Consider the following 23,200-nt stretch of genomic DNA (forward strand, 5'->3'; position numbering starts at 1 on the left):
ATCCTGCCTCCCGTGCACGGTGAGGTCACTGTGGGCGCGGACATGCCGCATCCGCGTGCTGGGGCGGTTCCGGCGACGCCCGCGGTCATTCGAGCTTTCCACTCCCGTCACGCCGCGTCCATACGAAGGGCCACGAAGGGTGCGTACGGGACATCGAACGCGTCACGAACGCCCCGCGCACGGTGGTGCGCCCCGCTTCCCGGCGCGGCTGCGGGTGCCCGCCCGCCACGCACGCGCGTGCGTGGCTACGATGGGCCAGCCGGTGGCCACCAGGGGCCGCGGCGACACCGACCGTCGGGAAGGCCATGCTGAACAAGTACGCGCGTGCATTTTTCACGCGTGTCCTCACACCGTTCGCCGCGTTTCTCATCCGCCGGGGCGTGAGCCCCGACACGGTCACACTCCTCGGCACGGCCGGGGTGGTCGCGGGTGCGCTGGTCTTCTACCCCCGGGGCGAGTTCTTCTGGGGCACGGTCGTGATCACCCTGTTCGTCTTCTCCGACCTGGTCGACGGCAACATGGCCCGCCAGCTCGGCCGTTCCAGCCGCTGGGGCGCCTTCCTCGACTCCACCCTGGACCGGGTCGCCGACGGCGCGATCTTCGGCGGGTTCGCGCTCTGGTACGCGGGCCACGGCAACGACGACGTGCTGTGCGCGGTGTCGATCTTCTGCCTGGCCAGCGGGCAGGTCGTGTCGTACACCAAGGCGCGCGGCGAGTCGATCGGGCTGCCGGTCGCCGTCAACGGGCTCGTCGAGCGCGCCGAGCGGCTGGTGATCTCGCTGGTCGCGGCCGGCTTCGCCGGTCTGCACGAGTTCGGCGTGCCGGGCGTCCGGTGGCTGCTGCCGGTCGCCCTGTGGATCGTCGCCGTCGGCAGCCTCGTCACGCTGGTCCAGCGGGTCGTCACCGTGCGCCGCGAGTCCGCCGAGGCGGAGGCGGAGGCTCGGCCGACCGCCGGCGAGGCGGCGCAGTGACCGGCGCCGACCGGCTCACCGACGCGCTGTACGGCGCCGGCTGGAGCACGGTCAAGAAGCTCCCCGAGCCCGCCGCGGCGCGCCTGGGCCGGACCATCGCCGACCTCGCCTGGAAACGGCGCGGCAAGGGCGTACAGCGTCTGGAGTCCAACTACGCGCGCGTGGTGCCCGGCGCGAGCCCCGAGCGGCTCGCCGAACTGTCCCGCGCGGGCATGCGTTCCTACCTGCGGTACTGGATGGAGTCCTTCCGGCTGCCGGCCTGGAGCGCCGAGCGGATCAGCTCGGGCTTCGACCCCAAGGACCTGCACCACCTGACCGACGGGCTGGCCGCCGGCCGGGGCGTGGTCCTCGCGCTGCCGCACCTGGCCAACTGGGACCTGGCGGGCGCCTGGGTCACCACCGCCCTGGAGACGCCGTTCACCACGGTCGCCGAACGTCTGAAGCCGGAGACGCTCTACGACCGCTTCGTCGCCTACCGCGAGGGCCTCGGCATGGAGGTCCTGCCGCACAGCGGCGGCTCCGCCTTCGGCACCCTGGCCCGCAGGCTGCGCGACGGCGGCCTGGTCTGCCTGGTCGCCGACCGCGACCTGTCCGCCTCCGGCGTCGAGGTCGACTTCTTCGGCGAGAGGGCCCGCATGCCCGCCGGCCCCGCCCTCCTCGCCCAGCAGACGGGCGCGCTGCTGCTGCCCGCCACCCTCTGGTACGACGACTCGCCCGTCATGCGGGGCCGGGTGCACCCGCCCGTCGAGGTCCCCGCCTCCGGCACGCGGACCGAGAGGACGGCCGTCATGACCCAGGCACTGGCCGACGCCTTCGCCGGCGGGATCGCCGACCACCCCGAGGACTGGCACATGCTCCAGCGCCTGTGGCTCGCCGACCTCGACCCCACGAAGGGACCCGCGTGAGAATCGGGATCGTCTGCCCGTACTCCTGGGACGTGCCCGGTGGCGTCCAGTTCCACATCCGCGACCTCGCCGAGTACTTCCTCCGCCTCGGCCACGAGGTGTCCGTCCTCGCCCCGGCCGACGACGACACCCCGCTGCCGCCCTACGTCGTCTCGGCCGGCCGCGCCGTCCCGGTGCCCTACAACGGCTCGGTCGCCCGGCTGAACTTCGGGTTCCTGTCGGCCGCGCGGGTGCGGCGCTGGCTGCACGACGGCAAGTTCGACGTGGTCCACATCCACGAGCCGACCTCGCCCTCGCTCGGCCTGCTGACCTGCTGGGCGGCGTCCGGCCCGATCGTGGCCACCTTCCACACCTCCAACCCGCGCTCGCGCGCGATGATCGCCGCCTACGCGATCCTCCAGGCCGCCCTGGAGAAGATCAGCGCGCGCATCGCGGTGAGCGAGTACGCCCGCCGCACCCTGGTCGAGCACCTGGGCGGGGACGCGGTGGTCATCCCCAACGGCGTCGACGTGGACTTCTTCGCCAAGGCCGACCCCGACCCGCGGTGGCAGGGCGACACCATCGGCTTCATCGGCCGCATCGACGAGCCCCGCAAGGGCCTGCCCGTGCTGATGAAGGCCCTGCCGGACATCGTGGCCGCCCGGCCGGGGACGCGATTGCTGGTGGCTGGCCGGGGCGACGAGGAGGCGGCCGTCCAGAACCTGCCCAAGGAGCTGCGCTCGCGCGTGGAGTTCCTCGGCATGATCAGCGACGAGGACAAGGCGCGTCTCCTGCGCAGCGTCGACCTGTACGTCGCGCCCAACACCGGCGGCGAGAGCTTCGGCATCGTCCTCGTCGAGGCGTTGTCCGCGGGTGCCCCCGTCCTCGCCTCCGACCTGGACGCCTTCGTACAGGTCCTCGACCAGGGCGGGGCCGGCGAGGTCTTCGCCAACGAGAACGCGACCGCGCTGGCGGAGGCGGCCGTACGGCTGCTGGCGGACCCGGCGCGCCGGGCGCGCTTGCGCGAGCGCGGCAGCGCCCACGTGCGGCGGTTCGACTGGTCCACGGTCGGCGCGGACATCCTGTCCGTCTACGAGACGGTGACGGCCGGCGCGGCGGCGGTCGCCGCGGACGAGCGGACGACGGGCCTGCGGGCCCGCTTCGGCCTGACCCGGGACGGGAGCGGCAGCACCCGCGAGCAACCGACGGCTCCGGGACTCCGGGACCGAGACGGGGGCGTTCCGAGCAGCCGATAGCCTTCGGCCGTGACCGTAACCCTCATCTGGATCCTTCTCGCGCTCGTCGCCGTCGGCGTGTACCTGAGCTGGACGGCCGGCCGGCTCGACCGGCTGCACGTGCGGATGGACGCCGCCCGGGCCGCCCTCGACGCCCAGTTGCTGCGGCGGGCCTCCGTGGCGCAGGAACTGGCCACCTCGGGCGTCCTGGACCCGGCGGCCTCGATCGTGCTGTACGAGGCCGCGCACGCCGCCCGGCAGGCCGAGGAGGAGCAGCGGGAGGTCGCCGAGAGCGAACTGAGCCAGGCACTGCGCGCGGTCTTCGCCGAACCGGCGCAGGTGGAGGCCGTACGGGAGGCGCCGGGCGGTGAGGAGGCCGCCCGCGAGCTGGCCGAGGCCGTCCGCCGGGTGCCGATGGCCCGCCGCTTCCACAACGACGGCGTGGGGGCCGCGCGCAGACTGCGGGAACACCGCAAGGTGCGCTGGTTCCGGCTGGCCGGCCACGCCCCGTTCCCGCTGGCCGTCGAGATGGACGACGAGCCGCCCGCGGCCCTGGTGGAACGGGTCTCCTGACCGCCCGCCGACGGCCCCGGTGGGCCCAAAACGATCCACCGGCTTTCCATTGGCCCTTGCTTTGGACTGGTCCGCTCGCGTTTCCTCAGCGATGCAGAAGCCTTCTTTTCCCACCAGTGAGGTCGCCCGTGTCCACCATCGACAACCAGGCTCCCGAGACCGGCACCGCCCGCGTGAAGCGCGGCATGGCCGAGCAGCTCAAGGGCGGCGTGATCATGGACGTCGTCACGCCGGAGCAGGCGAAGATCGCCGAGGACGCGGGCGCCGTCGCCGTCATGGCCCTGGAGCGGGTCCCCGCGGACATCCGCAAGGACGGCGGCGTGGCCCGCATGTCCGACCCGGACATGATCGAGGGCATCATCGACGCCGTCTCGATCCCGGTCATGGCCAAGTCCCGCATCGGCCACTTCGTCGAGGCCCAGGTGCTCCAGTCCCTCGGCGTCGACTACATCGACGAATCCGAGGTGCTGACCCCGGCCGACGAGGTCAACCACTCCGACAAGTGGTCCTTCACGACCCCCTTCGTGTGCGGTGCGACCAACCTGGGCGAGGCCCTGCGTCGCATCGCCGAGGGCGCCGCGATGATCCGCTCCAAGGGCGAGGCCGGCACCGGCAACGTCGTCGAGGCCGTCCGCCACCTGCGCCAGATCAAGAACGAGATCGCCAGGCTGCGCGGCTACGACAACCACGAGCTGTACGCGGCGGCCAAGGAACTGCGCGCCCCGTACGAGCTGGTCAAGGAGGTCGCCGAGCTGGGCAAGCTCCCCGTGGTCCTCTTCTCCGCCGGCGGTGTCGCCACCCCGGCCGACGCGGCCCTGATGCGCCAGCTCGGTGCCGAGGGCGTGTTCGTCGGCTCCGGCATCTTCAAGTCGGGCGACCCGGCCAAGCGCGCCGCCGCCATCGTGAAGGCCACCACCTTCTACGACGACCCGAAGATCATCGCGGACGCGTCCCGCAACCTCGGCGAGGCCATGGTCGGCATCAACTGCGACACCCTCCCCGAGGCCGAGCGCTACGCGAACCGCGGCTGGTAAGGCACCGGAACACATGAACACCCCCGTCATAGGCGTCCTGGCCCTCCAGGGCGACGTACGGGAGCACCTCATCGCCCTGGCCGCGGCGGACGCCGTGGCCAGGCCGGTGCGGCGCCCCGAGGAACTCGCCGAGGTCGACGGCCTCGTCCTGCCCGGCGGCGAGTCCACCACCATCTCCAAGCTGGCCGTCCTCTTCGGAGTGATGGAGCCGCTCCGCGCGCGCGTGCGCGCCGGCCTGCCCGTCTACGGCACCTGCGCAGGCATGATCCTGCTCGCCGACAAGATCCTCGACCCGCGCTCGGGCCAGGAGACCATCGGCGGCATCGACATGATCGTGCGCCGCAACGCCTTCGGGCGGCAGAACGAGTCGTTCGAGGCCGCGGTCGACGTGCGGGGCGTCACGGGCGATCCTGTGGAGGGCGTGTTCATCCGCGCTCCCTGGGTGGAGTCCGTGGGCGCCGGTGCCGAGGTGCTCGCCGAGCACGAGGGCCACATCGTCGCGGTGCGCCAGGGCAACGTGCTCGCCACTTCCTTCCACCCGGAGCTGACCGGCGACCACCGTGTGCACTCGCTGTTCGTCGACATGGTGCGCGCCGACCGGACACCGGAGTCCTTGTAGGATCTCTGCCGTTCGTACAGAGATGGGTTACGCGAAGGAGACAGGCAGATGTCCGGCCACTCTAAATGGGCCACGACGAAGCACAAGAAGGCCGTGATCGACGCCAAACGCGGCAAGCTCTTCGCGAAGCTGATCAAGAACATCGAGGTCGCGGCGCGGACGGGCGGCGCCGACCCGGACGGCAACCCGACGCTGTACGACGCCATCCAGAAGGCGAAGAAGTCGTCGGTCCCGAACAAGAACATCGATTCCGCGGTCAAGCGCGGCGCGGGTCTCGAGGCCGGCGGCGCCGACTACGAGACGATCATGTACGAGGGCTACGGCCCCAACGGTGTCGCGGTGCTCATCGAGTGCCTCACCGACAACCGCAACCGCGCCGCCTCCGAGGTCCGCGTCGCCATGACCCGCAACGGCGGCTCCATGGCGGACCCGGGCTCGGTGTCGTACCTGTTCAACCGCAAGGGCGTGGTGATCGTCCCCAAGGGTGAGCTGGCCGAGGACGACGTGCTCGGCGCCGTGCTCGAGGCCGGTGCCGAGGAGGTCAACGACCTCGGCGAGTCCTTCGAGGTCATCAGCGAGGCCACCGACATGGTCGCGGTCCGCACCGCCCTCCAGGACGCCGGCATCGACTACGACTCCGCCGAGGCCAACTTCGTCCCCACCATGCAGGTCGAGCTGGACGAGGACGGCGCGAGGAAGATCTTCAAGCTCATCGACGCGCTCGAGGACAGCGACGACGTGCAGAACGTCTTCGCCAACTTCGACGTGAGCGACGAGGTCATGGAGAAGGTCGACGCGTAACGCGCACGGCTGCTCACGGGCCGACGGGACATCACCCGTCGGCCCGTCGCGTTGCCGGGCGCCCGGCGGGTGCGAGGCGTTGTCGGTGGCACCCGCTAGCCTGCACGAACAGGCCGTCGATCGGAGGGGGCGCGGTGCGCGTACTGGGGGTGGACCCCGGGCTGACCCGGTGCGGGATCGGCGTCGTCGAGGGGGTCGCGGGCCGCCCGCTCACGATGCTCGGCGTCGGCGTCGTACGGACACCCGCGGACGCCGACCTCAGCCACCGGCTGCTCGGTGTCGAGCAGGGCATCGAGCGGTGGCTGGACGAGCACCGGCCCGAGTGCGTCGCCGTGGAGCGCGTCTTCAGCCAGCACAACGTCCGCACGGTCATGGGCACCGCCCAGGCCAGCGCCGTCGCCATGCTGTGCGCCGCCCGGCGCGGCATCCCCGTCGCCCTGCACACCCCCAGCGAGGTCAAGGCCGCCGTCACCGGCAGCGGACGCGCCGACAAGGCGCAGGTGGGCGCCATGGTCACCCGACTGCTCCGGCTGTCGGCACCGCCCAGGCCCGCCGACGCCGCCGATGCCCTCGCCCTCGCCATCTGCCACATCTGGCGCGCCCCCGCGCAGAACCGGCTCCAGCAGGCCGTCGCCCTGCACACCGCCCACGCAACGAAAGGCCGTACGGCATGATCGCCTTCGTCAGCGGCACGGTCGCCGCACTCGCCCCCGACGCAGCCGTCGTCGAGGTCGGCGGCGTCGGCATGGCCGTCCAGTGCACGCCGAACACGCTCTCGACGCTCCGGATCGGCCAGCCGGCCAGACTCCACACATCCCTCGTCGTCCGCGAGGACTCGCTCACCCTCTACGGCTTCGCCGACGACGACGAACGCCAGACCTTCGAGCTGCTCCAGACAGCGAGCGGGGTCGGCCCCCGCCTCGCCCAGGCGATGCTCGCCGTGCACACCCCCGACGCCCTGCGCCGCGCGGTCGCCACCGGCGACGAGAAGGCCCTCACCGCCGTCCCCGGCATCGGGCGGAAGGGCGCCCAGAAGCTGCTGCTGGAGCTGAAGGACCGGCTCGGCGAGCCGGTCGGCGGCCCCGCCGTCGGCGCACCCGTCAGCCAGGGCTGGCGCGACCAGTTGCACGCGGCCCTGCTCGGCCTCGGCTACGCCACCCGGGAGGCCGACGAGGCGGTCGCCGCCGTCGCCCCCCAGGCCGAGGCCGCCGAGGGCACCCCCGAGGTGGGCCGGCTGCTCAAGGCCGCCCTTCAGACGCTGAACCGAGCCCGCTGACCGAGACCGTCGTAAGGCACACACATGAACTGGGACGACGACCCGACCGGCACCCCCGCCCCCGACCGGCTGGTGGGCCCGGTCGCCGACCGGGAGGACCAGGCCGTCGAGGCCGCCCTGCGCCCCAAGGACCTCGGTGAGTTCATCGGCCAGGAGAAGGTCCGCGAGCAGCTCGACCTGGTGCTGCGGGCCGCACGCGCGCGTGGCGCCACCGCCGACCACGTCCTGCTCTCCGGCGCGCCCGGCCTCGGCAAGACCACCCTGTCGATGATCATCGCGGCGGAGATGGGCGCCCCCATCCGCATCACCTCCGGCCCCGCCATCCAGCACGCCGGCGACCTCGCCGCGATCCTGTCCTCGCTCCAGGAGGGCGAGGTGCTCTTCCTCGACGAGATCCACCGCATGTCCCGGCCCGCCGAGGAGATGCTGTACATGGCCATGGAGGACTTCCGTGTCGACGTCATCGTCGGCAAGGGCCCCGGCGCCACCGCGATCCCGCTGGAACTGCCGCCCTTCACCCTGGTCGGCGCCACCACGCGCGCGGGCCTGCTGCCGCCCCCGCTGCGCGACCGCTTCGGCTTCACCGCGCACATGGAGTTCTACGAGCCGCGCGAACTGGAGCGCGTCGTGCACCGCTCGGCGAGCCTGCTGGATGTCGAGATCGACCCGGCCGGCGCCGCGGAGATCGCCGGCCGCTCCCGCGGCACGCCCCGCATCGCCAACCGCCTGCTGCGCCGAGTCCGCGACTACGCGCAGGTCAAGGCCGACGGCATCGTCACCCGCGACATCGCCGCCGCCGCCCTCGCGGTGTACGAGGTCGACGCGCGCGGCCTGGACCGGCTCGACCGCGCCGTCCTGCAAGCCCTGCTGAAGCTGTTCGGCGGCGGCCCGGTCGGTCTGTCGACCCTCGCGGTCGCGGTGGGGGAGGAGCGGGAGACGGTGGAGGAGGTCGCCGAACCGTTCCTGGTCCGGGAGGGCCTGCTCGCCCGGACCCCGCGCGGCCGGGTCGCCACCCCCGCCGCCTGGGCCCACCTCGGCCTCACCCCGCCCCGTTCGGCTCCCGGCGGGGCCGCGTCGAGCGCTCAGCAGGACCTGTTCGGGGCGTGACGGCGGCCTGATGCCCGCCCGGGCCTCACCCCGCCCCCGGCGGACCGGCGCGCCGTCGCCCGTCCGGGGGCGGCCGGGCGACGGCCCGATGACGACGTGATGCCTTTGTGACGGCAGGGACATTGGCCGCGGCAGGAACCCAGGTGCCATGCTGAGCGTTGTTCCATGCGCGCGGACTCGCTTAGACTCCGCCGATGCCGCCCTTGCGGGTGGCGCCGACCACACCCCCATCCCAATGGCCGCTCTCCGTCGCGGTCGCGCGAAGGAAACCCCGTCCCGTGAATACCTTGACCCTTCTCCCCTTCATCGTGCTCATCGCGGCCATGTTCCTGATGACGCGCTCGGCCAAGAAGAAGCAGCAGCAGGCCGCCCAGATGCGCAACGAGATGCAGCCCGGCTCCGGTGTCCGCACGATCGGGGGGATCTACGCGACGGTCAAGGAGGTCAACGAGGAGACGGTTCTCCTCGACGCCGGCCCCGGCGTGGACCTGCTGTTCGCGAAGAACGCCATCGGCGCCGTCCTCTCCGACGACGAGTACAACCGCATCGTCCACGGCGTCGAGCACGACCTGAAGTCCGACGCCGCCGTCGTCCCGGACGACGCGTCCTCCCTCACCGAGACCGACGAGACCGACGGGCCCGCCGCTGCCGCCGCCTCCGACGACAAGATCGACCTCGGTAAGAAGGACGCCGCCGAGCGCGGCGACGACGCGATCCGGGCCGCCGAGGACAGGGCCCAGGCCGCGGAGGCCGGGACGGACGACGAGCCGAAGAAGACCGACGGCGACTCCGACGTGAAGTAGTCACGCCCCGGGACGCGCGGCGGGGGCACCACCAGCCCCGCCCCGCGCACCCCGGGCGCGGCTGTCTCGCACGGGAGCCCGACACCATGTCATGGCCGACCGCGCCGACCGGGCGCGGGGCGGCCCGAGAGGGAGTACGAGAAGGTGGCAGCACCTAAGAGGGGCCGGAGCGCGAGCGCCCAGAGCAAGCCAGGGCGCTCGCTGGCCCTCATCCTGATGGCCATCGTGGCGCTCACCGGAGGGATGTTCGCCTCCGGGCACACCACTCCGCGTCTGGGCATCGACCTCGCCGGTGGTACGAGCATCACGCTCAAGGCGAAGGCCGACCAGGGGTCCGCGATCAACAAGGCCAACATGGACACCGCGGTCGACATCATGAACCGCCGTGTCAACGGCCTCGGCGTCTCCGAGGCGGAGGTGCAGACCCAGGGGACCGACAACATCATCGTCAACATCCCCAAGGGCACCAACTCCGCGGAGGCCCAGCAGCAGGTCGGCACCACCGCCAAGCTGTACTTCCGCCCGGTCCTCGCCAGCGAGCCCAGCGGCGCCGCCGCGCAGAGCCCCTCGCCGAGCGCCTCCTCCGGTGGCGGCTCCTCGCCCAAGCCGGGCGCCAGCCCCTCGGGCAGCGCCTCCCCGCAGACGGCGACCTCCGGCTCCGCGTCCCCCACGGGCACCGCGACCTCCCAGGGCCGCGCCGTCACCGACGCGCTCAAGGCCGGCTCCACCCCCTCCCCGAGCGGCTCCGGCAGCGCCTCGCCGTCGGCCACCCCCTCGGCCCCGTCGAGCGGCAAGCCCTCCGGCGACACAGCGCTCCAGGCCCGGTACGCGGCCCTGAACTGCGCCAAGCCCGCCGAGCGCGCCAACGCCGGCAAGAAGGCCAAGCCCGGCCAGCCGACCGTGGCCTGCGGCGAGAACGACGGCGCGTGGTTCAAGTACCTGCTCGGCCCGGCGGGCGTGGACGGTACCGAGGTGAAGAGCGCCCAGGCCGTCTTCGACACCCAGGGCGCCTCCGGCTGGCAGGTCCAGATGGACTTCACCTCCGGCGGGGGCAAGAAGTTCGCGGACATCACCGGCGAGCTGGCCAAGAACCAGTCCCCGCAGAACGAGTTCGGCATCGTCCTGGACGGTGAGGTCGTCTCGAGCCCCTTCGTGCAGCGGGCCATCACCGGCGGCAACGCGTACATCTCCGGAAGGTTCACTCAGGAGGAGGCCCAGAACCTCGCCAACATGCTGTCGTACGGCGCCCTCCCGCTCTCCTTCCGCGAGGAGTCCGTCACCACCGTCACCGCCGCGCTCGGCGGTGAGCAGTTGCGCGCCGGCCTGCTCGCCGGCGCCATCGGTCTCGCACTGGTCGTGATCTACCTGGTGGTGTACTACCGGGGCCTGTCCCTCGTGGCCATGGCCTCCCTGGTGGTCTCCGCGATCCTCACCTACCTGATCATGACGCTGCTCGGCCCGGCCATCGGCTTCGCGCTGAACCTCCCGGCGGTCTGCGGCGCCATCGTCGCGATCGGTATCACCGCGGACTCGTTCATCGTGTACTTCGAACGCATCCGTGACGAGATCCGCGAGGGCCGCTCGCTGCGCCCCGCCGTGGAGCGGGCCTGGCCGCGTGCCCGGCGCACCATCCTGGTCTCCGACTTCGTGTCGTTCCTCGCCGCCGCGGTGCTGTTCATCGTCACCGTCGGCAAGGTGCAGGGCTTCGCCTTCACCCTCGGCCTGACCACCCTGCTCGACGTGGTCGTCGTCTTCCTCTTCACCAAGCCGCTCATGACGCTGCTCGCCCGCCGCAAGTTCTTCGCGGACGGCCACAAGTGGTCCGGACTCGACCCGAAGGGCCTGGGCGCCAAGCCGCCGCTGCGCCGTACCCGCCGTTCCGCCGGTCCCGCCGGCCCTGTCGACCCGAAGGAGGCATGAGCGATGTCGAAACTCGGCAACCTCGGCGCTCGACTGCACCGCGGCGAGATCAGCTACGACTTCGTCGGCAAGCGCAAGATCTGGTACGGCGTCTCGATCCTCATCACCATCACCGCCATCGTCGGCCTGGCGGTACGCGGCCTGAACATGGGCATCGAGTTCCAGGGCGGCGCGGTCTTCACCACGCCGACCAAGATGAGCACCTCGGTGGCCCAGGCCGAGGAGTACGCCGTGGACGCCTCCGGTCATGAGGCGATCGTGCAGAAGCTCGGCAACGGCAGCCTGCGCATCCAGATCGCCGGCATCGAGACCGACCAGTCCGACCGGATCAAGCAGGACCTGGCGAAGGACCTGAACCTCGACCCCGAGAAGCTCGCCGCCGACCTGGTCGGCCCGAGCTGGGGCGAGCAGATCGCCAACAAGGCCTGGGAGGGCCTGGCGATCTTCATGGTCCTCGTCGTGATCTACCTGGCGATCGCCTTCGAGTGGCGCATGGCCATCGCGGCGCTGGTCGCGCTGATCCACGACATCACCATCACGACCGGTATCTACGCCCTGGTCGGCTTCGAGGTCACGCCCGGCACCGTCATCGGCCTGCTGACCATCCTCGGTTACTCGCTCTACGACACGGTCGTCGTCTTCGACAGCCTCAAGGAGCAGACCAAGGACATCACCAAGCAGACCCGCTGGACGTACAGCGACATCGCCAACCGGTCGATCAACGGCACCCTGGTCCGTTCCATCAACACCACGGTCGTCGCCCTGCTGCCGGTCGCCGGTCTGCTCTTCATCGGCGGCGGCTTCCTCGGCGCGGGCACGCTCAACGACATCTCGCTGTCGCTGTTCGTCGGTCTCGCGGCCGGTGCCTACTCCTCGATCTTCATCGCCACGCCGCTCGTCGCCGACCTCAAGGAGCGCGAGCCGGCGATGAAGGCCCTCACCAAGCGGGTCATGGCCAAGCGTGCCGAGGCCGCGGACGGCGGGGACCCCGCTCAGACGTCCGCCGCCCCGGGTGACGACGCGGACGACGCCACCCCGGCCGTCGTGGGCCCGCGCAACCAGCCCGCCTCCCGCGGCCGGGGCCGCGGCCGGACCTCGGGGAAGCGCCGATGACCGAGCTCGCGGACATCTCCACGCTGCTGCTCAGCCGCATCCGTGACGTCGCCGACTATCCGGAGCCGGGCGTGATGTTCAAGGACATCACCCCGCTCCTGGCGGACCCGGCGGCCTTCGCGGCGCTCACCGACGCCCTCGCCGAGATCGCCGTCGCCACCGGCGCGACCAAGGTCATCGGCCTGGAGGCCCGTGGCTTCATCCTCGGCGCCCCGGTCGCCGTCCGCGCGGGACTGGGCTTCATCCCGGTCCGCAAGGCGGGCAAGCTGCCGGGAGCCACCCTGCGCCAGGCCTACGACCTGGAGTACGGCTCGGCCGAGATCGAGGTGCACGCCGAGGACCTGGCCTTTGGGGACCGCATCCTGATCGTGGACGACGTCCTGGCCACCGGCGGCACCGCCGAGGCCGCGATCCGGCTCGTCCGACGCGCCGGTGCAGAGGTGGCAGGTCTCGCCGTCCTGATGGAACTGGGCTTCCTCGAGGGCCGCGTCCGGCTGGAAACGGCGCTTGCTGGGGCACCGCTGGAAGCCCTCCTCACCGTCTGAGACAGCCGGTAGGCGAGGGAACGCATGGCGGAGGGCGCCCCCCGGATACCCCGGGGGGCGCCCTCCGTGCTGCGGTCGCTGCGTGACGTTGAGTTACACGTGGCACCTCAGGTGTTGCTCAAATGTGTATCAATCCTGCTCACCCGTTGATTAGATCTCCCTGTGCCACTGACCGAGGCATGACACGGGAGGAATCGGATGAACATGTCACGCAAGGTGACGACGGGGGTCGTCTCGCTTGTCTCCGCTGCCGCACTCACGTCCGGCGCGACGACCGCCAGCGCGAGCCCGGCTTCCGCACCGGTCAAGACGTCAAACGTGGTAGCGGCCAACTGCGGCGAGTGGATGCGGGCGGGCAGTCTGCCGGGCAGGTGGAGCACCGTCAAGGACGGCTGTGGTCACTTCGGACGCCCGGGCCTGAAAATGGGCTACCAGTGGGCGGTATTCAGGGGCGGCTCGATCTGCGTCAAGGTGCAGGGTTTCGTCAACGGACGCGCCAAGTGGTACAACGCCGGCTGCGGCAAGACCGGCGCTGTCAAGGTGCCGTGGGGGAACGTCCTTGCCGAGAAGGAGATGAAGGTGAAGGGCGCCGCGCTCTTCAACTGGAGGTGACGTCGCCGTCCCGCGCTGCTCGAAGCGGAGGGCCGGGCGGGTGAGTGAGGCCAGGGGCCCGAGCTGACTCGGGCCCCTGGCCGGTGAACGGCCTCGTCGGCACCGAAGACGTCGGCTCGCTACCATGGACGTCCGGGCCTGACCGGGGACCCGGATCGCGCACGAGGAGTCCTCTTGCCAGACGAGGCCCAGCCACTGACCGCCGCCAAGCCCGAGCCCGCCTCGGCACCCGCGGCGAAGCCCGCGCCGAACGCGTCCCAGGTGAAGAACGACACCCGCGGGCCGGTGGAGAGCACGCCCAGGCCGCGCCCGTCGAGAAGAGCGCCGAGGCCTCGCGGCCCAAGCCCGCCCCCGCGGAGCGCCCGGCACAGCCGCCGGTGGTGCGCCAGCCCCCCACACCCCGTCGGCCCGCACCGGCTCCTCCAACCGCGTCCGGGCCCGCCTCGCCCGCCTCGGCGTCCAGCGCGCGAACCCGTACAACCCGGTCCTGGAGCCGCTGCTGCGGATAGTGCGCAGCAACGACCCCAAGATCGAGACCTCCACGCTGCGCCAGATCGAGAGCGCCTACCAGGTCGCCGAGCGCTGGCACCGCGGGCAGAAGCGCAAGAGCGGCGACCCGTACATCACGCACCCGCTCGCCGTGACCACCATCCTGGCCGAGCTGGGCATGGACCCGGCCACACTGATGGCCGGCCTGCTCCACGACACCGTCGAGGACACCGAGTACGGCCTCGACCAACTGCGCCGCGACTTCGGCGACACCGTCGCCCTGCTCGTCGACGGCGTCACCAAGCTGGACAAGGTCAAGTTCGGCGAGGCCGCGCAGGCCGAGACCGTGCGCAAGATGGTCGTCGCCATGGCCAAGGACCCCCGCGTCCTGGTCATCAAGCTCGCCGACCGCCTGCACAACATGCGCACCATGCGCTACCTCAAGCGCGAGAAGCAGGAGAAGAAGGCGCGCGAGACGCTGGAGATCTACGCGCCGCTCGCCCACCGCCTCGGCATGAACACCATCAAGTGGGAGCTGGAGGACCTCGCGTTCGCGATCCTCTACCCCAAGATGTACGACGAGATCGTACGGCTGGTGGCCGAGCGGGCGCCGAAGCGGGACGAGTACCTGGCCATAGTGACCGACGAGGTCCAGGCCGACCTGCGGGCCGCCCGCATCAAGGCGACCGTCACCGGCCGCCCGAAGCACTACTACAGCGTCTACCAGAAGATGATCGTGCGGGGCCGCGACTTCGCCGAGATCTACGACCTGGTGGGCATCCGCGTCCTCGTCGACACGGTCCGCGACTGCTACGCCGCCCTCGGCACCGTCCACGCGCGATGGAACCCGGTCCCCGGCCGGTTCAAGGACTACATCGCGATGCCCAAGTTCAACATGTACCAGTCGCTGCACACGACGGTCATCGGGCCCAACGGCAAGCCGGTCGAACTCCAGATCCGCACGTTCGACATGCACCGCCGCGCCGAGTACGGCATCGCCGCGCACTGGAAGTACAAGCAGGAGGCCGTCGCCGGTGCCTCCAAGGTGCGCTCCGACGCGCCCCGCAGCACCGGCAAGGACGACCACCTCAATGACATGGCGTGGCTGCGGCAGCTTCTGGACTGGCAGAAGGAGACCGAGGACCCGGGCGAGTTCCTGGAGTCCCTGCGCTTCGACCTCTCGCGCAACGAGGTCTTCGTCTTCACCCCGAAGGGCGACGTCATCGCCCTCCCGGCGGGCGCCACACCGGTCGACTTCTCCTACGCCGTCCACACCGAGGTCGGCCACCGCACCATAGGAGCGCGGGTCAACGGCCGCCTCGTACCGCTGGAGTCCACCCTGGACAACGGCGACCTGGTGGAGGTCTTCACCTCCAAGGCGGCCGGCGCCGGCCCGTCCCGTGACTGGCTCGGCTTCGTCAAGTCGCCGCGGGCCCGCAACAAGATCCGCGCCTGGTTCTCCAAGGAGCGCCGCGACGAGGCGATCGAGCACGGCAAGGACGCCATCGTGCGGGCCATGCGCAAGCAGAACCTGCCGATCCAGCGCATCCTCACCGGCGACTCCCTCGTCACGCTCGCCCACGAGATGCGGTACTCGGACATCTCCGCGCTGTACGCGGCGATCGGCGAGGGCCATGTCTCCGCGCAGAACATCGTCCAGAAGCTGGTGCAGGCCCTGGGCGGCGAGGAGGCCGCCACCGAGGAGATCGACGAGTCGGTCCCGCCGGCGCGCGGACGCAGCCGCAAACGCCGCTCCAGCGCCGACCCGGGCGTCGTCGTCAAGGGCGTCGACGACGTGTGGGTCAAGCTGGCCCGCTGCTGCACGCCGGTCCCCGGCGACCCGATCATCGGCTTCGTCACGCGCGGCAGCGGCGTCTCGGTGCACCGCAGCGACTGCGTCAACGTCGACTCGCTCTCCCGGGAGCCGGAGCGCATCCTCGAAGTCGAGTGGGCGCCCACCCAGTCCTCGGTCTTCCTGGTCGCCATCCAGGTGGAGGCCCTGGACCGCTCCCGCCTGCTGTCGGACGTCACCCGGGTCCTCTCCGACCAGCACGTCAACATCCTCTCCGCGGCCGTCCAGACCTCCCGCGACCGGGTCGCCACCTCCCGCTTCACCTTCGAGATGGGCGACCCCAAGCACCTCGGTCACGTCCTGAAGGCCGTCCGCGGCGTGGAGGGCGTCTACGACGTGTACCGCGTGACCTCGGGACGCAGCCGGTCGTAGCCGGGGCGAGCCGGCCGAGCCGTGTGGAGCCGTTCGAGCCGGTCATGGCCGGGCATACGAAAGGGCCCCGTACGCGTGTACGGGGCCCTTCGCGCGAGCGGCGGGAGATCTTCAGCCGCCGAACTCCTGCAAGCCCTTCAGGGCCTGCTCCAGGAGCTCCTGACGGCCTTCCAGCTCACGCTGGAGCTTGTCGGCCCTGGCGTTGTTGCCCTGGGCGCGCGCCTGCTCGATCTGCGCCCCCAGCTTGTCCACGGCGGCCTGGAGCTGACCCGTCAGACCCTCGGCACGCGCGCGTGCCTCCGGGTTCGTCCGGCGCCACTCGGCCTCCTCGGCCTCCTGGATCGCCCGCTCCACCGCGTGCATCCGGCCCTCGACCTTCGGCCGCGCGTCCCGCGGGACGTGACCGATGGCCTCCCAGCGTTCGTTGATCGCGCGGAAGGCGGCCCGGGTGGCCTTCAGGTCCTGGACCGGCAGGAGCTTCTCGGCCTCCTCGGCCAGCTCCTCCTTCAGCTTCAGGTTCTCCGACTGCTCCGCGTCCCGCTCGGCGAACACCGAGCTGCGGGCGGCGAAGAAGACGTCCTGGGCGCCGCGGAAGCGGTTCCACAGGTCGTCCTCGTGCTCGCGCTGGGCGCGGCCCGCGGCCTTCCACTCCGCCATCAGCTCGCGGTACCGGGCCGCCGTCGGACCCCAGTCCGCCGAACCCGACAGCGCCTCCGCCTCGGCGACCAGCCGCTCCTTGACGCGGCGGGCGTCCTCGCGCTGCGCGTCCAGTTGCGCGAAGTGCGCCTTGCGGCGCTTGGAGAACGCCGACCGGGCGTGCGAGAAGCGGTGCCACAGCTCGTCGTCGGACTTGCGGTCCAGACGCGGCAGGCCCTTCCAGGTGTCCACCAGCGCCCGCAGCCGCTCACCGGCGGCCCGCCACTGGTCGGACTGCGCCAGCTCCTCCGCCTCGGTGACCAGCGCCTCCTTGGCATGGCGGGCCTCGTCGGACTGCTTGGCGCGCTGCGCCTTGCGCTCCTCGCGGCGCGCCTCGACGGTCTCCACCAGCTTGTCCAACCGCGTGCGCAGGGCGTCCAGGTCACCGACCGCGTGGTGCGCGTCCACCTGCTCGCGCAAGTGGCCGATCGCCGTCTGGGCGTCCTTCGCCGACAGGTCGGTGGTCCGCACCCGCTTCTCGAGGAGGCCGATCTCGACAACCAGGCCCTCGTACTTGCGCTCGAAGTAGGCAAGCGCCTCCTCGGGGGAGCCGGCCGCCCAGGAGCCGACGACCTGCTCGCCGTCGGCCGTACGCACGTACACGGTCCCCGTCTCGTCGACGCGTCCCCACGGGTCGCTGCTCACAGCGCCTCCTCCACATGATGCCTGCGGGGGGCCTCAGCACCCCCGGGCATCGTCCACAGTTTCGTCACGGCCAACATAGGCGACCGGCGGGCGGCCTGTCCGCATCCAGCGCGACCGAAATTCCGCGGTCGGCCGTCCGGCGCCACCCCGGTCGTCAGGACTTCGTCACCGTCGCCCTGTCGATCACCACGGTGGCGTTCGGGGCGGTGTTGCCGGTGCTCGGGTCGGCCGGCCGGCTGCCGGCCGCGGCGATCTTCGTGAGCACCTTCATGCCCGACGCGGACACCGTGCCGAACGGGGTGTAGCTCGGCGGCAGCGGGGTGTCCTTGTAGACGAGGAAGAACTGGCTGCCGCCGGTGTGCTTCTTCCCGGTGTTGGCCATCGCGACCGTGCCCGCCGGGTAGGTGTTGCCCTTGAGGGCCTTGTCCTTCAGGTTCTCGTCCGGGAGGGTGTAGCCCGGCCCGCCCATCCCCGTGCCCTGGGGGTCGCCGCACTGGAGGACGAAGATCTGCGCGGTGGTGAGCCGGTGGCACTTGGTGTGGTCGAAGTAGCCCTTGCCCGCCAGGAAGCCGAACGAGTTCACCGTGTGCGGGGCCGCCGCCGTCTTCAGCGCGATGTCGATGTCGCCGCACGTCGTCGCGAGCTTCATCGAGTACTTCGCCGACGTGTCGATCGTCATCGCCGGCTCCTTCTTCCAGCCGAGCTTCTTCACCGAGCCGGCCGCCGGCTTCGCGCACGGGTCGGGCGCCTTGCTGGTGGGCGCCGCGCTCGGCGTGGTGTCGGCGCTCGCGTTCGTCTTCTTGCCGTCGTCCTTGAGGACCCCGGTCGTGTACAGCGCGACACTGCCGATCACGACCACGCCCAGGACCGACGCGATCACGGAGTTGCGCAGACGGGCCTTGCGCCGCGCCTGGGTGCGCCGCTGCTGCTGCCGCAAGAACTTCTCCCGGGCGAGCTGACGCCGCCGCTGCTCCTGGCTGACCACCGGGTTATCTCCTCATGCGTGTCGTGGCGGGCGGTACGCGTGCGTCCTCGTGAGCCGACCGCAGTGTGTAGCCCCGTACCGTATATGGGTTAGCTGAGGAAACGGCAGCGCCGGTAGGCTTCTGACCGCAGTCTGAAGCAGCCCGTGACCGACACAACGAAGGACGATCGTGCTCATTGCCGGGTTCCCCGCCGGGGCCTGGGGGGACGAACTGTTACCTCGTCGCCCCCGCCGCCGGTGCGGAGTGCGTGATCATCGACCCCGGCCACCAGGCCGCCGAAGGCGTCGCGGAAGCGCTGCGCAAGCATCGGCTCAAGCCCGTCGCCGTCGTCCTCACCCACGGCCACATCGACCACGTGGCCTCGGTCGTCCCCGTCTGCGGGGCGCACGACGTACCGGCCTGGATCCACCCCGAGGACCGGTACATGCTGAGCGACCCCGAGAAGGCGCTCGGCCGTTCCATCGGCATGCCGCTGATGGGCGAGCTGACCGTGGGGGAGCCGGACGACGTCAAGGAGCTGACCGACGGCGCCACCCTCGAACTGGCGGGCCTGGAGTTCTCCGTCGCGCACGCGCCGGGCCATACCAAGGGGTCGGTGACCTTCCGGATGCCCGAGAACGCCGACATCCCGTCGGTGTTCTTCTCCGGGGATCTGCTGTTCGCCGGCTCCATCGGACGCACCGACCTGCCGGGCGGATCCATGACGGACATGTTCGAGTCGCTGGCCCGCGTGTGCCTGCCGCTCGACGACTCCACCGTGGTGCTGTCCGGACACGGCCCCCAGACGACCATCGGCCAGGAGCGCGCCACCAACCCCCATCTGCGGCAGGTGGCGGCCGGCCAGGGAGCCTCCCCGGCTCCCCGACGAGGAATGTGACGAGAGACCTTCGGTGAGCACCTTCAAGGCCCCCAGGGGCACCTACGACCTGATCCCGCCCGACTCGGCCAGGTACCTGGCGGTCCGCGAGGCGATCGCCGCCCCGCTGCGCACCGCCGGCTACGGCTACATCGAGACGCCCGGCTTCGAGAACGTCGAGCTGTTCGCGCGCGGTGTCGGCGAGTCCACGGACATCGTGACCAAGGAGATGTACGCCTTCGAGACCAAGGGCGGCGACCGGCTCGCCCTGCGCCCCGAGGGCACCGCCTCCGTGCTGCGCGCGGCCCTGGAGGCCGGCCTGCACAAGACGGGCAACCTCCCGGTCAAGCTCTGGTACTCCGGCTCGTACTACCGCTACGAGCGCCCCCAGAAGGGCCGGTACCGGCACTTCTCCCAGGTCGGCGCCGAGGCGCTCGGCGCGGAGGACCCGGCCGTCGACGCCGAGCTGATCATCCTGGCCGACCAGGCGTACCGCTCGCTGGGCCTGCGCGACTTCCGCATCCTGCTGAACAGCCTGGGCGACAAGGAGTGCCGTCCGGTCTACCGCGGCGCGTTGCAGGAGTTCCTGTACGGCCTGGACCTGGACGAGGACACGCGCCGCCGCATCGAGATCAACCCCCTGCGGGTCCTCGACGACAAGCGTGAGTCGGTCCAGAAGCAGCTTACGGGCGCCCCGCTGCTGCGTGACTTCCTGTGCGACGCGTGCAAGGCGTACCACGAGGAGGTCCGCGAGCTGATCACCGCCGCGGGCGTCTCCTTCGAGGACGACCCGAAGCTGGTGCGCGGCCTGGACTACTACACGCGCACCACCTTCGAGTTCGTGCACGACGGACTCGGCTCGCAGTCCGCGGTGGGCGGCGGCGGCCGGTACGACGGCCTGTCCGAGATGATCGGCGGCCCCGCGCTGCCGTCCGTCGGCTGGGCCCTGGGCGTCGACCGCACGGTCCTCGCGCTGGAGGCCGAGGGAGTGCGGCTGGACCTGCCCTCCTCGACCAGCGTCTTCGCGGTCCCGCTCGGCGAGGAGGCCCGCCGTGTGCTGTTCGCCAAGGTCACCGAGTTGCGCAAGGTCGGTATCGCGGCGGACTTCGCGTACGGCGGCAAGGGCCTGAAGGGCGCCATGAAGAACGCCAACCGCTCGGGCGCCCGTTACGCGATCGTCGCCGGTGAGCGCGACCTCGCCGAGGGCGTCGTCCAGCTCAAGGACATGGAGTCCGGCGAGCAGACGGCGATCGGCGTGAACGAGATCGTGGCCGAACTGGAGTCCCGGCTCGGCTAGCCGCACCCGCGCGCGTGGGCGCCGGAAGCTCCCCGCAGGGGCGTCCGGCGCCCTTTGTCGTACCAACATCCTTATCCGGAGCGAACGGTGCGCACCCATGCGCGTGCGGCACAATGGCCCCTGCCCGAAGCAGGTCCCGACTCTCAAGTGACGGAATCGGCGTGATGAGCAAGACGACAGTCAACGACGTCTCCACGGCTTCCGGTCCCGGGCCCGCCGCCGACGTCCCGCGCACCGAGGGCGCCGGCCGGGCCCTCGCCCTGCTGCTGGTGATCACCGGTGCGGCCGGACTGCTGGCCGCCTGGGTCATCACGATCGACAAGTTCAAGCTCCTGGAAGCCAAGGTCGAGGGAAAGACCTTCACCCCCGGATGCAGCCTGAACCCGGTCGTCTCCTGCGGCAGCGTGATGGAGAGCAAGCAGGCCGCCGCGTTCGGCTTCCCCAACCCGGTGCTCGGCCTGGTCTGCTACGGCATCGTCGTCTGCGTCGGCATGAGCCTGCTGGCCCGCGCCCGCTTCCCGCGCTGGTACTGGCTGACCTTCAACGCCGGCACGCTCTTCGGCGTCGCCTTCTGCGGCTGGCTCCAGTTCCAGTCGCTGTACCGGATCAACGCGCTGTGCCTGTGGTGCTCGCTGGCCTGGGTCGCCACCATCGTCATGTTCTGGTACGTCACCTCGTTCAACGTCCGCAACGGCTTCCTGCCGGCCCCGCGCCCGCTGAGGTCCTTCTTCGGCGAGTTCACCTGGGTGCTGCCGGTCCTGCACGTCGGCATCATCGGCATGCTGGTGCTGACCCGCTGGTGGGACTTCTGGACAAGCTGACCGGCGGTTCCCGCGTTGTCAGTGCCGTGTTCTAGGGTTTTGACGTGGAACCCGACCTTTTCACCGCCGCGGCGGAAGAACGCCAGGAGAAGGACCCGGCAGGCAGCCCCCTGGCCGTGCGCATGCGCCCGCGCACGCTGGACGAGGTCGTGGGCCAGCAGCATCTGCTGAAACCCGGCTCGCCGCTGCGCCGGCTGGTCGGCGAGGGCTCCGGCGGCCCCGCCGGGCCGTCCTCGGTGGTCCTGTGGGGCCCGCCCGGCACCGGCAAGACGACCCTGGCCCACGTCGTGTCGAAGGCGACCGACAAACGGTTCGTGGAGCTGTCCGCGATCACCGCGGGCGTCAAGGAGGTCCGCGCGGTCATCGACGGCGCCCGCCGCGCCGTCGGCGGCTTCGGCAAGGAGACCGTCCTCTTCCTGGACGAGATCCACCGCTTCAGCAAGGCCCAGCAGGACTCCCTCCTGCCGGCCGTGGAGAACCGCTGGGTGACCCTGATCGCGGCCACGACGGAGAACCCGTACTTCTCGGTGATCTCGCCGCTGCTCTCCCGCTCCCTGCTGCTGACGCTGGAACCGCTCACCGACGACGACGTGCGCGGGCTGCTCCGCCGGGCCCTCGCCGACGAGCGCGGCCTGAAGGACGCCGTCGGCCTGCCCGCGGACACCGAGGAGCACCTGCTGCGGATCGCCGGCGGTGACGCCCGCCGCGCTCTGACCGCCCTGGAGGCCGCCGCCGGGGCCGCCCTGGCCCAGGGCGAGAGCGAGATCAGCCTGCGTACGCTGGAGCAGACCGTCGACCGCGCCGCGGTGAAGTACGACCGCGACGGCGACCAGCACTACGACGTCGCCAGCGCTCTCATCAAGTCCATCCGCGGCTCCGACGTCGACGCGGCCCTGCACTACCTGGCCCGCATGATCGAGGCCGGCGAGGACCCCCGGTTCATCGCCCGCCGGCTGATGATCTCCGCCAGCGAGGACATCGGCCTCGCCGACCCGAACGCGCTGCCCATCGCCGTCGCCGCCGCCCAGGCCGTCGCCATGATCGGCTTCCCCGAGGCCGCGCTCACCCTCAGCCACGCCACGATCGCCCTGGCCCTCGCCCCCAAGTCCAACAGCGCGACCACCGCGATCGGCGCCGCGCGGGAGGACGTACGCAAGGGCCTGGCCGGCCCGGTCCCGCCCCACCTGCGCGACGGGCACTACAAGGGCGCCGCCGACCTCGGCCACGCGCAGGGCTATGTGTACCCGCACGACCTGCCCGAGGGCATCGCCCGGCAGCAGTACGCCCCGGACGCCCTCCGGGACCGCGCGTACTACACGCCGACCCGGCACGGCGCCGAGGCCCGGTACGCGGACGCGGTCGAGTGGACCCGCGAACACCTCGGTCGCAAGCGGTCCTGACCACCCTGTAGACTCCTCCGAAGTGCTGACTCCCGTGCCGTCAGAGCGGGAGAGCCAGCCGGAGATCCGGTCCCTCGCGGACCGGCTCCAGGAGCGTCGCGCACCGTCGAACGGTGTCGCGGGCAGCCCACCACCACCCGGAGTTCCGGGACGGTCGGTGGGCCACTCGCGTGCTGCACGTATGTGCCCAGACCAGGGAAGCGGCTGCCCGGCAGGTCCCCTGCGGACCCGACGGGTTCTCCCGGCTGCGGATGCGACCTCCCTAAACGCTGACAAGCCGGAATTTCACGAAA

General features: G+C 71.3%; 19 protein-coding genes and 3 pseudogenes. 20 read left to right on the plus strand and 2 right to left on the minus strand.

The window, feature by feature from the left end; genetic code table 11:
* Positions 1 to 305 precede the first annotated feature (305 nt).
* The 16 genes and pseudogenes from pgsA to relA all read left to right on the plus strand — a co-directional run bounded on the left by pgsA (position 306) and on the right by relA (position 16,206).
* Positions 306 to 971, plus strand: coding sequence for a phosphatidylinositol phosphate synthase (pgsA, locus tag D9753_RS29310; RefSeq protein ID WP_121789734.1), 666 nt, complete (start codon positions 306 to 308; stop codon positions 969 to 971).
* Positions 968 to 1,876, plus strand: a complete 909-nt coding sequence (locus D9753_RS29315) for a phosphatidylinositol mannoside acyltransferase (protein ID WP_121789735.1) — start codon at positions 968 to 970, stop codon at positions 1,874 to 1,876. The genes pgsA and D9753_RS29315 overlap by 4 nt, the downstream gene beginning before the upstream one ends.
* Positions 1,873 to 3,033, plus strand: a pseudogene (locus tag D9753_RS29320) (glycosyltransferase family 4 protein); the annotation flags it as partial. The gene D9753_RS29315 and the pseudogene D9753_RS29320, both read left to right, overlap by 4 nt.
* 87 nt (positions 3,034 to 3,120) lie before the next feature.
* The gene (locus tag D9753_RS29325) at positions 3,121 to 3,663 is read left to right on the plus strand and encodes a hypothetical protein (protein WP_121789736.1); all 543 of its coding nucleotides are present in this window, start codon (positions 3,121 to 3,123) and stop codon (positions 3,661 to 3,663) included.
* Positions 3,664 to 3,791: 128 nt separating this feature from the next.
* On the plus strand, positions 3,792 to 4,697 hold the full coding sequence (gene pdxS, locus D9753_RS29330; protein WP_121789737.1) for a pyridoxal 5'-phosphate synthase lyase subunit PdxS: 906 nt from the start codon (positions 3,792 to 3,794) through the stop codon (positions 4,695 to 4,697).
* Between the two features lie 13 nt (positions 4,698 to 4,710).
* Positions 4,711 to 5,316, plus strand: a complete 606-nt coding sequence (gene pdxT / locus D9753_RS29335) for a pyridoxal 5'-phosphate synthase glutaminase subunit PdxT (protein ID WP_121789738.1) — start codon at positions 4,711 to 4,713, stop codon at positions 5,314 to 5,316.
* A gap of 48 nt (positions 5,317 to 5,364) precedes the next feature.
* On the plus strand, positions 5,365 to 6,117 hold the full coding sequence (locus tag D9753_RS29340; protein WP_121789739.1) for a YebC/PmpR family DNA-binding transcriptional regulator: 753 nt from the start codon (positions 5,365 to 5,367) through the stop codon (positions 6,115 to 6,117).
* Positions 6,118 to 6,251: 134 nt separating this feature from the next.
* Positions 6,252 to 6,791, plus strand: a complete 540-nt coding sequence (gene ruvC / locus D9753_RS29345; protein WP_121789740.1) for a crossover junction endodeoxyribonuclease RuvC — start codon at positions 6,252 to 6,254, stop codon at positions 6,789 to 6,791.
* Positions 6,788 to 7,393 (plus strand): Holliday junction branch migration protein RuvA, encoded by a 606-nt coding sequence (gene ruvA / locus D9753_RS29350; RefSeq protein ID WP_121789741.1) that lies wholly within the window; start codon positions 6,788 to 6,790, stop codon positions 7,391 to 7,393. Before ruvC ends, ruvA begins: the two co-directional genes overlap by 4 nt.
* 24 nt (positions 7,394 to 7,417) lie before the next feature.
* The gene (ruvB, locus tag D9753_RS29355) at positions 7,418 to 8,500 is read left to right on the plus strand and encodes a Holliday junction branch migration DNA helicase RuvB (protein WP_121789742.1); all 1,083 of its coding nucleotides are present in this window, start codon (positions 7,418 to 7,420) and stop codon (positions 8,498 to 8,500) included.
* Between the two features lie 278 nt (positions 8,501 to 8,778).
* Positions 8,779 to 9,303: a preprotein translocase subunit YajC gene (gene yajC, locus D9753_RS29360; RefSeq protein ID WP_121789743.1), complete on the plus strand. Its 525-nt coding sequence runs from the start codon at positions 8,779 to 8,781 to the stop codon at positions 9,301 to 9,303.
* Between the two features lie 144 nt (positions 9,304 to 9,447).
* Positions 9,448 to 11,223, plus strand: coding sequence for a protein translocase subunit SecD (gene secD, locus D9753_RS29365; RefSeq protein WP_205614293.1), 1,776 nt, complete (start codon positions 9,448 to 9,450; stop codon positions 11,221 to 11,223).
* Between the two features lie 3 nt (positions 11,224 to 11,226).
* On the plus strand, positions 11,227 to 12,336 hold the full coding sequence (gene secF / locus D9753_RS29370; RefSeq protein WP_121789744.1) for a protein translocase subunit SecF: 1,110 nt from the start codon (positions 11,227 to 11,229) through the stop codon (positions 12,334 to 12,336).
* Positions 12,333 to 12,881 (plus strand): adenine phosphoribosyltransferase, encoded by a 549-nt coding sequence (locus D9753_RS29375; protein WP_121789745.1) that lies wholly within the window; start codon positions 12,333 to 12,335, stop codon positions 12,879 to 12,881. The genes secF and D9753_RS29375 overlap by 4 nt, the downstream gene beginning before the upstream one ends.
* A 204-nt stretch (positions 12,882 to 13,085) precedes the next feature.
* The gene (locus D9753_RS29380; RefSeq protein ID WP_163010823.1) at positions 13,086 to 13,493 is read left to right on the plus strand and encodes a hypothetical protein; all 408 of its coding nucleotides are present in this window, start codon (positions 13,086 to 13,088) and stop codon (positions 13,491 to 13,493) included.
* Between the two features lie 174 nt (positions 13,494 to 13,667).
* Positions 13,668 to 16,206: pseudogene (gene relA, locus D9753_RS29385) on the plus strand (GTP pyrophosphokinase).
* A 111-nt stretch (positions 16,207 to 16,317) separates the two neighbouring features.
* On the opposite strand, the gene D9753_RS29390 reads toward relA, so the two are convergent.
* A complete protein-coding gene (locus tag D9753_RS29390; protein ID WP_121789747.1) occupies positions 16,318 to 17,547 on the minus strand; it encodes a DUF349 domain-containing protein in 1,230 nt (409 codons plus the stop codon).
* 154 nt (positions 17,548 to 17,701) lie between these two features.
* Positions 17,702 to 18,532, minus strand: a complete 831-nt coding sequence (locus tag D9753_RS29395) for a peptidylprolyl isomerase (RefSeq protein WP_121789748.1) — start codon at positions 18,530 to 18,532, stop codon at positions 17,702 to 17,704.
* 169 nt (positions 18,533 to 18,701) lie between these two features.
* Here D9753_RS29395 and D9753_RS29400 point away from each other — a divergent pair.
* The 4 genes and pseudogenes from D9753_RS29400 to D9753_RS29415 all read left to right on the plus strand — a co-directional run bounded on the left by D9753_RS29400 (position 18,702) and on the right by D9753_RS29415 (position 22,907).
* Positions 18,702 to 19,410, plus strand: a pseudogene (locus D9753_RS29400) (MBL fold metallo-hydrolase).
* 13 nt (positions 19,411 to 19,423) lie between these two features.
* On the plus strand, positions 19,424 to 20,686 hold the full coding sequence (hisS, locus tag D9753_RS29405; protein ID WP_121789749.1) for a histidine--tRNA ligase: 1,263 nt from the start codon (positions 19,424 to 19,426) through the stop codon (positions 20,684 to 20,686).
* A 164-nt stretch (positions 20,687 to 20,850) separates the two neighbouring features.
* On the plus strand, positions 20,851 to 21,507 hold the full coding sequence (locus D9753_RS29410) for a vitamin K epoxide reductase family protein (RefSeq protein WP_121789750.1): 657 nt from the start codon (positions 20,851 to 20,853) through the stop codon (positions 21,505 to 21,507).
* Between the two features lie 44 nt (positions 21,508 to 21,551).
* The gene (locus tag D9753_RS29415) at positions 21,552 to 22,907 is read left to right on the plus strand and encodes a replication-associated recombination protein A (RefSeq protein ID WP_121789751.1); all 1,356 of its coding nucleotides are present in this window, start codon (positions 21,552 to 21,554) and stop codon (positions 22,905 to 22,907) included.
* The last annotated feature ends 293 nt before the right edge of the window (positions 22,908 to 23,200 follow it).

The organism is Streptomyces dangxiongensis, from assembly GCF_003675325.1.
Classification (GTDB): domain Bacteria; phylum Actinomycetota; class Actinomycetes; order Streptomycetales; family Streptomycetaceae; genus Streptomyces; species Streptomyces dangxiongensis.

What these genes read in the sequence shown, in the direction of transcription:
- D9753_RS29375 (WP_121789745.1), top strand. Translation starts at nt 12,333, where the DNA reads ATGACCGAGCTCGCGGACATCTCCACGCTGCTGCTCAGCCGCATCCGT.
- ruvA (WP_121789741.1), top strand. Translation starts at nt 6,788, where the DNA reads ATGATCGCCTTCGTCAGCGGCACGGTCGCCGCACTCGCCCCCGACGCA.
- secF (WP_121789744.1), top strand. Translation starts at nt 11,227, where the DNA reads ATGTCGAAACTCGGCAACCTCGGCGCTCGACTGCACCGCGGCGAGATC.
- ruvB (WP_121789742.1), top strand. Translation starts at nt 7,418, where the DNA reads ATGAACTGGGACGACGACCCGACCGGCACCCCCGCCCCCGACCGGCTG.
- pgsA (WP_121789734.1), top strand. Translation starts at nt 306, where the DNA reads ATGCTGAACAAGTACGCGCGTGCATTTTTCACGCGTGTCCTCACACCG.
- D9753_RS29380 (WP_163010823.1), top strand. Translation starts at nt 13,086, where the DNA reads ATGTCACGCAAGGTGACGACGGGGGTCGTCTCGCTTGTCTCCGCTGCC.
- D9753_RS29410 (WP_121789750.1), top strand. Translation starts at nt 20,851, where the DNA reads ATGAGCAAGACGACAGTCAACGACGTCTCCACGGCTTCCGGTCCCGGG.
- pdxT (WP_121789738.1), top strand. Translation starts at nt 4,711, where the DNA reads ATGAACACCCCCGTCATAGGCGTCCTGGCCCTCCAGGGCGACGTACGG.
- D9753_RS29340 (WP_121789739.1), top strand. Translation starts at nt 5,365, where the DNA reads ATGTCCGGCCACTCTAAATGGGCCACGACGAAGCACAAGAAGGCCGTG.